Consider the following 9,800-nt stretch of genomic DNA (forward strand, 5'->3'; position numbering starts at 1 on the left):
AATCTAGAATGATGATATTTTTGTCTTTAATTTCGAGTAGGTTTGTGATAAAATTTAATTGTTCCATAAGATTCTTTCTAATGATGGTTTCGTTGCTTTTCATTATAGGTCTTATGGGACTTTTTTTCTACAACAAAATAGGCTCCATAATCCCTGCGGTGGATTTACCCACTACAGAAATTATAGAGCCAGTTTATCTTTTCAAAACATGCCTGCTTTTGGAAATTATTTTTTTGTGTGATTCAGAATCGTTCAGAGTTGTCGCATATTGGCTCATTCTTGGCAAAACAATGTATATTTTTAAATTGGAACTTGATTCTTTTATTTTTTGTGATATACTTAACTAGTAAAAAATTAACCGGTTAAAGGAGTGGAGAGAAATGACGGATTTAGCACATAAGATTAATCATTTTTTGAATGAGGTCATATTGACAGCTGAGAATCAACATGAAATTTTGATCGGTTCTTGTATGAGTGATGTACGGCTAACGAACACGCAGGAGCACATTTTGATGCTTTTGTCTCAGGAATCTTTGGCAAATTCTGATCTGGCGAAACGGCTGAATGTTAGCCAGGCTGCTGTGACTAAAGCTGTTAAGGCTTTGGTGGAGCAAAAGATGTTGCAAACTTTCAAGGATAAGAAAGATGCTCGTGTGACTTTTTATCGTTTGACTGACTTGGCGCGACCGATTGCGGAAGAGCATCAGCACCATCATGTGCACACCTTAGACACCTACCATAGATTGGCAGAGCAATTTTCTTCTGATGAGCAGGAAGTAATTGTGAAATTTTTGGATGGTTTGATTGGAGAAATTGGGAAATGAGATATATCACAGTGGAAAATCTGTCCTTTTACTATGACAAGGAGCCTGTGTTGGAGCATATTCACTATTTTCTGGATAGTGGCGAGTTTGTAACCTTGACGGGGGAGAATGGGGCTGCTAAGACGACACTTGTCAAGGCTAGTTTGGGAATTTTGCAGCCTAAGCATGGGGAAGTTAAGATTTCCAAGACCAATGAGCGAGGTAAGAAACTGCGGATTGCTTATCTTCCTCAGCAGATTGCTAGTTTTAATGCGGGTTTTCCTAGTACGGTTTACGAATTTGTCCAGTCTGGGCGCTATCCGCGCAAGGGCTGGTTTCGCCGTTTGAATGAACACGATGAGGAGCATATCAAGGCTAGTCTAGAGTCGGTTGGAATGTGGGAACATCGGGATAAGCGGATTGGTTCACTTTCTGGTGGCCAGAAGCAGAGAGCTGTGATTGCTCGGATGTTTGCTTCAGATCCAGATATTTTTGTCCTAGATGAGCCGACAACAGGGATGGATGCAGGCAGTAAGGATGAATTTTACAAGCTCATGCACCATAGTGCTCATAAGCATGGGAAGGCTGTCTTGATGATTACGCACGATCCGGAGGAAGTTCGTAAATATGCTGACCGCAACATTCATCTGGTTCGTAATCAGGACTCGCCTTGGCGCTGTTTCAATGTGCATGAAAGTGACAGCAGACAGGAGGTGAGCCATGCTTAATTTATTTTCCTATGATTTTATGCAGCGAGCCTTTTTGGCAGTTATTGCCATGAGCCTCTTCTCACCAATTCTGGGGACTTTCCTGATTTTACGTCGGCAGAGCCTTATGAGTGACACGCTCAGCCACGTTTCACTGGCGGGTGTGGCTTTTGGCTTGGTTCTTGGGCTATCGCCCACTCTCACAACGGTGCTTGTCGTCATTGTCGCAGCAGTATTTTTAGAGTATCTGCGAACTATCTATAAGAATTTCATGGAAATCGGGACAGCCATTCTTATGTCAACTGGCTTAGCTATTTCCTTGATTGTTATGAGTAAGGGCAAGAGTTCTAGCTCGATGAGTCTGGACCAGTATCTATTTGGCTCCATTGTGACTATCAGCACGGAGCAAGTGATTTCTCTCTTTGTCATTGCTGCTGTGGTGCTTGTCTTGACCTTCCTCTTCATTCGCCCCATGTATATCTTGACCTTTGATGAGGATACGGCCTTTGTGGATGGGCTGCCTGTGCGGACCATGTCTATTCTCTTCAATATCGTGACGGGTGTTGCGATTGCCCTCATGATTCCGGCTGCGGGAGCCTTGCTGGTTTCGACCATTATGGTCTTGCCGGCCAGTATTGCCCTGCGGATTGGGAAAAAATTCAAGTCGGTCATTTTGCTGGCAAGTGCCATTGGTTTCTTTGGTATGATTGCTGGACTTTATATTTCTTACTATGCAGAGACACCAGCTAGTGCCAGCATTACGATTATTTTCGTCAGCTTGTTCTTGCTGGTCAACCTGGTCAAAAAATTTATGAGATAGGAGCAGAAAATGAAAAAAATTAGCTTACTATTAGCGGGTTTACTGAGTATTTTCTTAGTAGCTTGTTCCAATCAAAAAAATGCAGATGGCAAGCTCAATATTGTCACGACTTTTTATCCTGTTTATGAGTTTACTAAGCAGGTCGCTGGAGATGAGGCCAATGTTGAACTTCTAATCGGGGCTGGTACAGAGCCGCATGATTATGAGCCTTCAGCTAAGGCAGTTGCGACTATTCAGGATGCAGATGCCTTTGTCTATGAAAATGAAAACATGGAGACTTGGGTTCCTGAACTGCTAAAAACCTTGAAAAATAAGGAAGAAAAGGTTATCAAGGCGACTGGAAATATGCTTCTGTTGCCTGGTGGTGAAGAGGAAGAAGACCACGACCATGGTGAAGAGGGGCATCATCATGAGTATGACCCCCACGTTTGGCTGTCTCCAAAGCGGGCCATTCAAATGGTGGAGCATATCCGAGATAGCTTGAGCAAAGCTTATCCTGAAAAGAAAGCTGCTTTTGAGAAAAATGCAGCGGCTTATATCAAGAAGCTGGAAGCCTTGGACAAGGAATATGAAGATGGTTTGGTTAATGCCAAGCAAAAGAGCTTTGTCACTCAGCACGCAGCCTTTAACTATCTGGCATTGGACTATGGCTTGAAGCAGGTGCCAATTTCTGGACTTTCACCAGACAGTGAACCATCCGCTTCACGCTTGGCTGAATTGACCGAGTATATCAAGAAAAATAAAATCAAGTATATTTACTTTGAAGAGAATGCCTCTCAGGCTCTGGCTTCTACTCTGGCTAAGGAAACAGGAGTAGAACTTGATGTCTTGAATCCGCTGGAAAGCTTGACCGAAGAGCAGACCAAGGATGGGGCAGACTATATTTCTATCATGCAGGCCAATCTAAAGGCTCTCAAGAAAACGACGGACCAAGAGGGAGCGGAGATTGCAGCTGAGAAAGAAGAAGACGATAAGACAGTCCAAAACGGCTACTTTGAAGACAGTGCCGTCAAGGATCGGACCTTGTCTGACTATGCTGGTGAGTGGCAGTCTGTTTACCCTTATCTGCAGGACGGTACCTTGGATCAAGTCTTTGACTACAAGGCTAAGCTGACTGGAAAAATGACGGCAGCTGAATACAAGGACTATTATGACAAGGGCTACAAGACAGATGTTTCCAATATCAATATCACAGACAAGACTATGGAATTTGTGGTAGATGGAAAATCCAAGAAATATACGTATAAATACGTTGGTAAGCACACTCTGACTTACTCTAAGGGAAATCGAGGGGTACGCTTCATGTTTGAAGCGACAGATGCGGATGCTGGCCAGTACAAGTATGTTCAGTTTAGCGACCACAACATTGCACCAACCAAGGCAGCTCATTTCCATATCTTCTATGGCGGCGAGAGCCAGGAAGCACTCTTTGATGAGCTGGAAAACTGGCCAACCTACTATCCAAGTAAGTTGACTGGTCAGGAAATTGCCCAAGAGATGTTGGCGCACTAATGTGAGTAAAGCAAGAAGACGGGACTAGCCCGCCTTCTTTTTTGATTTTCCTTTCCTAATGGATGATAACAATGCTTGACAAAGTAGGATTACAGATGTAAACTAATAAGTGAATTACAAACGTAAATGCTAAGGAAGTGCTAGAAAATGGAACAGCAAAATATCAGTCAAGCTGAATGGCAAGTGATGCGTGTGCTGTGGGCTTATCCGCACAGTCGCAGTACAGAGATTATAGCGCGTTTGGAAGCAGATTTTGCTTGGAAGCCTGCAACCATCAAGACGCTCCTGAATCGTCTGAAGACCAAAGAGTTCATTGCCATGGAAAAAATTGAGGGTAAATTTTACTACGATGCTCGGATTTTGGAAGCGGATCATCTGGAAAGTACATGGCAGGCGCTTTTTGATAATATCTGTAATACCAAGCACGGAGAGTTGTTGATATCAATGATTGAGAGTCACCAGTTTAGTCAGAGTGATTTGGAGCGGCTCAGTCAGGTTATAGACAAAAAAAGAGTTTCGGCTCCGCTGGAAATTAAATGTCACTGCCCTCAAGGCCAGTGTCGTTGCGGGCACGGAAAGGGGGCGCATTGATGAGCGAGAAGAAAGAATACAGAATCTCTGGTATGACCTGCGCTGCTTGCGCTATGGCGGTGGAGATGGCGGTTAAGGACTTGGCAACGGTTGAGGAAGTCAGTGTTAATCTGGCAACAGAGCGGCTGAGCTTGCTACCTAAGGCGGGGTTTGATAGCCAACAGGTATTGGTTGCTGTAGCCGAGGCTGGTTATCAGGCAGAAGAAAAAGGGGAGAGGCAGCAGGCGGAATATGGCCGAGAGGCAGAGGCCAAGGCAGCAGTGCTGGACAAGAAAAAAAGGCAGATTCAGCTACTTTTTACAGCGACTCTGCCCTTACTCTATATTTCCATGGGGAGTATGATTGGCTTACCCCAGCCGAGCTTTTTGGATCATACGCAGGCTCCGCTGACTTTTGTTTTGGCTCATCTTTTGCTTACTCTACCGGCCCTCTGGGTCGGACGTGGCTTTTATCAGAGAGGTGTGCGCAATCTCATCAAGAGGCATCCGAATATGGATAGTCTGATTGCTGTGGGGACAGGAGCAGCCTTTCTCTATAGCCTTTATGCGAGCGGTCAAGTTTTTGCTGGCCAGCATGCCTTTGTCCATCAGCTTTATTTTGAGTCGGTTTCTGTTATCATCAGTCTGGTTTTGCTGGGCAAATACATGGAAAGCTCAGCCAAAGGTCGGACTTCGCAGGCTATTCAAAGTCTGATTAAACTCCTGCCCAGTCAAGCGACAGTGATTCGCTATGGTCAGGCTGTGCTCATTGATACGGAGGAGATTAAGCTTGGAGATATTGTCCGCATTAAGCCGGGTGAACGTATGCCGGTGGATGGGGTTGTGACGGAGGGACAGACCTATGTAGATGAGTCTATGATGACTGGTGAGAGTCTGCCGGTAGAAAAGAAGATAGGAGATATGATTACCAGTGCGACCCTAAATCAGACTGGAACCATTGACTACGAAGCGACCAAGGTGGGGGCCGATACGACTCTGGCACAGATTGTTCGTTTGGTAGAAGAAGCTCAGGGGTCCAAGGCTCCCATTGCAGCATTAGCTGACAAGATATCGCTTTATTTTGTTCCGATTGTTTTAGGATTGGCGACTGTGGCAGGTCTGGGATGGTATTTCCTGGCTGGTCAGAGTCTTTCCTTCTCCCTGTCTATTTTCATTGCGGTCCTGGTCATTGCCTGTCCCTGTGCGCTGGGTCTGGCGACTCCGACAGCTATTATGGTCGGGACAGGTAAGGGAGCTGAAAATGGCATTCTTATCAAATCTGGTCAAGCTCTAGAAGCGGCCTATCAGTTGGATGCAGTTGTTTTAGATAAGACAGGGACTATCACCGCCGGCCGGCCTAGCCTGACAGACCTTGAAGTCTTTGGGGATTTGCCACGGGCTGAGTTGCTGCGTCTGGTTGCTAGTGGCGAACAGCATTCGGAGCATCCTTTGGCTCGGGCTCTGCTAGCAACCGCTGAGGAAGAAGGTGTTATTCTGTCTCCTGTCAGTGACTTTCAATCCATCTCAGGGCGTGGTCTGAGGGCTCGGGTGGAAGAACGGACGATCTTGATTGGGAATGAAGCTTTGATGGCGGATTACCAAGTTGATGCGAGTCAGGCTCAACAGCGCCTACGGGCTCTTTCTCATCAGGGTAAAACTGTCATGCTACTGGCTGTAGATGGTTGTTTAGCAGGACTTCTGGCTGTGGCAGATACCATTAAGGAAAACAGCCCAGTAGCCATCAGACAGCTACAGGAATTGGGATTGGAAGTCTTGATGCTGACGGGGGATCGTCAGGAAACAGCAGCCGCTATTGCTCAGATGGTCGGTATTAAACAAGTCATTGCTGGGGTTCTGCCAGACGGTAAGGCAGATGCTGTGAAAAGACTGCAGGAACGAGGGAAGAAAGTAGCCATGGTTGGAGACGGCATTAATGATGCCCCAGCCCTCGTCCAAGCAGAAGTGGGGATTGCGATTGGATCCGGTACTGATGTAGCCATCGAATCAGCGGATATTGTACTGATGCATAGTGAGTTGCAGGATGTAGTCAAGGCCATCCAGCTCAGTCAGGCAACTATAAAAAATATCAAGGAAAATCTTTTCTGGGCTTTTGCTTACAATACGCTGGGCATTCCTGTTGCCATGGGGCTGCTACACCTCTTTGGCGGTCCCCTGCTTAATCCTATGCTGGCAGGGCTGGCTATGAGCCTTAGTTCTGTCTCAGTTGTTGCCAATGCGCTGCGCCTCAACCGTTTTAAGGCTAAATAGGCGTGTATGCTTTAGAAAAGTTCAAAAATACTAAGAAAATACTGGAGGAAATCTCATGAAACAAAAAGTCCAATTAGAACATGTATCTTGTCAAAACTGTGTTAAGCACGTTACCGGGCATTTTTTGAAAATAGAAGGGGTCTCTGATGTGCTTGTGGATTTAGATAGTAAGACTGCTCAGGTCACAGTAGATCGGCCCTTGAGTGTAGAAGATTATCAAGCAGCTTTAGCTAAAACCATCTATAAAGTTCTGCAAGTAGAGAATATCTAAAGTTCCATTCTAGTTTGGGAGTGCCTTGTAAAACGAGTTGAAAAAGTCTATACTAGATAGTAGATTTTACTTAGAAAGTGAGAAATCATGAGAAAAAAATCAGTTTATTCTTTGTTGATTTGTATAATGGTGGTGACTTTAGCGGCTTGTTCACACAATAATGAAAATTCCAATCAGTCGACATCAAGCTCGCTGCAACAAGAATCGAGTCAGCAGCCAGAGAGCAGTTCGTCTGCGGTCAGCAGTCAGAGTTCGCTGGATTCAAGTTCAGAACAGACGAAAGAGGAGAAGGAAGCGATGGACATTTCTGCCTTGGTGAATGGTGACTACTCTGGTATAGAGGGAACTTGGCAGGATGCTGCTGGAAATCAGTTAGTGTTTGATGCTAAGGGGCTGGTTTCTGACAGCTATGAACTCTATGGTGCTTCTCTGACAGATTATGGAACAGCTTCTGGTGGTGTCTACGGAGGAGAGACTGGCGGTTTTCTGCTGGAGTTCATTCCCAAGGGAGTCAAAATAGCAGATAAGGAGAATTTTCAAGACAACTCAGACATAGCGCGTGATCGAATTTGGGCTGGAGTTGGAATGAATACTTTTGACGAACAGGGCACCTTTTATTATCGTATAAATGAATAAAAACACCCTCACTAAGGTCTAGTCAGTTAGATCTTGGTGAAGGTGTTTTCTATTTTTAAAAATTTCTTATTCCGAAAATAGAGATGTCGGCAATTGCTCTTGAGGGTTCTCTGCTCTGGCAACATAGCTTGAAATAGGAAAATGAATAACGAATAAAAATGTCTGGACAAATTGTTCAGGAGGAGTTGGCTCTGGTTGGACAATCCAAATTTCTAATAAATTCATAATCCCTTTTACTAGAAGTTGCGATACTTTTTCTTTAGGCACCTGTATTACGTCGTGGTTGATGGAAACATTCTCATTTTGAAAGTCAAATAAAATAGAAGAAAAAAAGGGAATCCAGTTGGGGTTAGCAGCTGTAGTATAGAAGCACTGTATCCATTTTCTGTGCTTATAAAAAACTGGGAGAAAGTGATTTGCAAAAAAAACGAAAGGATCTGCGATGGTAGAGCGATCATATGTTTGTAATACAGCAGAAAATTCTGAATAAAGAATTCGATGAACTTCTTCAATAATCTCTTCGGTGCTATTAAAATGTTTTTTATAAATAGCTTGTCGAGAAATACCAGCTTGTTGAGCGATTTCTGCTATTGAAAAACGTGACTTTGAAGGATTGTCTAAGGCTAGTTCAAAGAATGGCTGAATAATTTTTTCTTTTGTATTTCGCGCCATATATTATTTGCTGCTCTCCTTTCCACTAAGAATAAGACAAAAGTTGACAAACTGTCAAGAAAAAAACTCTAAAGGATATGGTCTTTTTAGTTAATTTGAAGTACAATAATAACGATTATAATATAAGACGAACATAATATCAATATTTATGTTCTACGCTTATAAAAAATTAGGAGAAGGAGAAATTGATTATGAAGGCAAAGAGGTGGATAGGCTTCTTTTTATCTTTATTAGCAACTTTCACTGTTTTAGGATTTTGGAATGTCCAGCGGGTATCTGCTGCTGATGTTACCGATAAGGCTAAATTCGAGGATTTGAAGATTACCGTAGCTGAAACAGGAAGTGAATCGGAGGCTATTATTGGTGAGAGCACAAAGGAAGTGGCTCTGAAGTTCTCGGGTAAGTTTTCGTTTCCAGGTGTAAAGGTCGACGAAATCAAGGAGGGGGACTACTTTATACAAAAGGTTCCAGAGAACTTGACTTTGAAGGATCAGACCATAGACTTGATGGATACGACTGTAAATCCGAGTAAGAAAATGGGAACTGTGGAGGTTGACAACGCCAATCACCAGCTGAAATTCATCTTCAATGATGGGATAAAGGGCAAGCAAAATATCCGTGGGGATTTTGTTGCGCAGGCAGTTGAGACGATGACAAAAGACAAGAAACAAGTCACCTATGTCATACCGGGTGGTAAAACGACTACCATTAATTATGTCATAAAGCCTCATGGACAATCCACGATTGAAGGAGAAGTTCTTACAAAGTATGGTCTAAATCATCAAACTGATGCGAAAGCCTATTTTGAAATGAAAATCAACCGTTCCAAGACAGATATGGGCAATCATGTGGTGAAAATCACAGATGACATGTCTAAAGGAGCCGTCGCCAACTATATAGAATCTGAATTCAACCTATATGAAGCAGAATATGTGACGACAGATACCAATTCTTCCGGTCTCAAACATATAATCAAAGTGTATAAAGTGACAACGGATCCTGAGGAATATAAAAAGGATTCAGACAATTCAGCCTTGCTGACTTATACCAATGGCAAGCGCGGATTTGAGTTGCTCATGCCGACCCATATGGGGACCAAGAGTTTTTATTTGAAGTACTGGGTTAAATCACCGGCAGATACTTCAACTATTACCAATACAGCCCAGTACCTGATTGATAATCAGCCGCAACTGGTTTGGAAAAAATATGACGATACAATCGGCACGAAAGATTCAATAACCTACAACCTAAAAACCGTTAAGGCTGTGGGGGCGACAGCCACTGCTGATATTGCTGGGAAGATCAAAATCACTAAATTCGACGAAGCTGATGCAGATGTTAAGTTGAAAGATGTTAAATTTGACATTGTTGATAAAGCGACTAATAAAGTAGTTGATACCGTGGTAACAGATGACAACGGGATTGCCCTTTCAAAGGCTCTCAGTGATGGTAAGTATATCGTTAAGGAGAAGGTTGCTAAAGTAGGTTATCAGCTAATTAGCGAAGAGTTTGAAGTGGAGTTAAAAGGTGGACAAGGTGTTC

Annotated in this window: 10 protein-coding genes; 9 read left to right on the top strand and 1 reads right to left on the bottom strand. The window is 43.6% G+C overall.

Translation table 11 applies throughout. The features are described from left to right. Positions 1-380: 380 nt before the first annotated feature. From FZ952_RS11085 to FZ952_RS11120, 8 genes are all read left to right on the top strand, one after another. Positions 381-824, top strand: coding sequence for a zinc-dependent MarR family transcriptional regulator (locus FZ952_RS11085; protein WP_148881697.1), 444 nt, complete (start codon positions 381-383; stop codon positions 822-824). Next, on the top strand, positions 821-1,531 hold the full coding sequence (locus FZ952_RS11090) for a metal ABC transporter ATP-binding protein (RefSeq protein ID WP_148881698.1): 711 nt from the start codon (positions 821-823) through the stop codon (positions 1,529-1,531). Before FZ952_RS11085 ends, FZ952_RS11090 begins: the two co-directional genes overlap by 4 nt. Continuing rightward, positions 1,524-2,330 (top strand): metal ABC transporter permease, encoded by an 807-nt coding sequence (locus tag FZ952_RS11095; protein WP_148881699.1) that lies wholly within the window; start codon positions 1,524-1,526, stop codon positions 2,328-2,330. The genes FZ952_RS11090 and FZ952_RS11095 overlap by 8 nt, the downstream gene beginning before the upstream one ends. Before the next feature lie 9 nt (positions 2,331-2,339). Then, positions 2,340-3,842 carry a zinc ABC transporter substrate-binding protein AdcA gene (locus FZ952_RS11100; protein ID WP_148881700.1) on the top strand — a complete coding sequence of 501 codons (1,503 nt, stop codon included), beginning with the start codon at positions 2,340-2,342 and terminating at the stop codon, positions 3,840-3,842. A 147-nt stretch (positions 3,843-3,989) separates the two neighbouring features. Next, complete coding sequence (locus FZ952_RS11105; protein ID WP_062201955.1) at positions 3,990-4,433, top strand: CopY/TcrY family copper transport repressor; 444 nt, start codon at positions 3,990-3,992, stop codon at positions 4,431-4,433. Then, positions 4,433-6,679, top strand: coding sequence for a heavy metal translocating P-type ATPase (locus FZ952_RS11110; protein WP_148881701.1), 2,247 nt, complete (start codon positions 4,433-4,435; stop codon positions 6,677-6,679). The genes FZ952_RS11105 and FZ952_RS11110 overlap by 1 nt, the downstream gene beginning before the upstream one ends. Before the next feature lie 55 nt (positions 6,680-6,734). Beyond that, on the top strand, positions 6,735-6,950 hold the full coding sequence (locus FZ952_RS11115; protein WP_148881702.1) for a heavy-metal-associated domain-containing protein: 216 nt from the start codon (positions 6,735-6,737) through the stop codon (positions 6,948-6,950). Positions 6,951-7,037: 87 nt separating this feature from the next. Then, a complete protein-coding gene (locus FZ952_RS11120; protein ID WP_148881703.1) occupies positions 7,038-7,586 on the top strand; it encodes a DUF6287 domain-containing protein in 549 nt (182 codons plus the stop codon). Between the two features lie 66 nt (positions 7,587-7,652). Here the strand turns inward: FZ952_RS11120 and FZ952_RS11125 are convergent, their stop codons facing one another. Further along, a complete protein-coding gene (locus FZ952_RS11125) occupies positions 7,653-8,258 on the bottom strand; it encodes a TetR/AcrR family transcriptional regulator (protein WP_148881704.1) in 606 nt (201 codons plus the stop codon). A gap of 191 nt (positions 8,259-8,449) precedes the next feature. Here FZ952_RS11125 and FZ952_RS11130 point away from each other — a divergent pair. Continuing rightward, the coding region (locus tag FZ952_RS11130) for a SpaA isopeptide-forming pilin-related protein (protein WP_262366363.1) at positions 8,450-9,800 on the top strand (1,351 nt) is incomplete at its 3' end.

This window comes from Streptococcus sp. Marseille-P7376, from assembly GCF_902460385.1.
Classification (GTDB): domain Bacteria; phylum Bacillota; class Bacilli; order Lactobacillales; family Streptococcaceae; genus Streptococcus; species Streptococcus sinensis.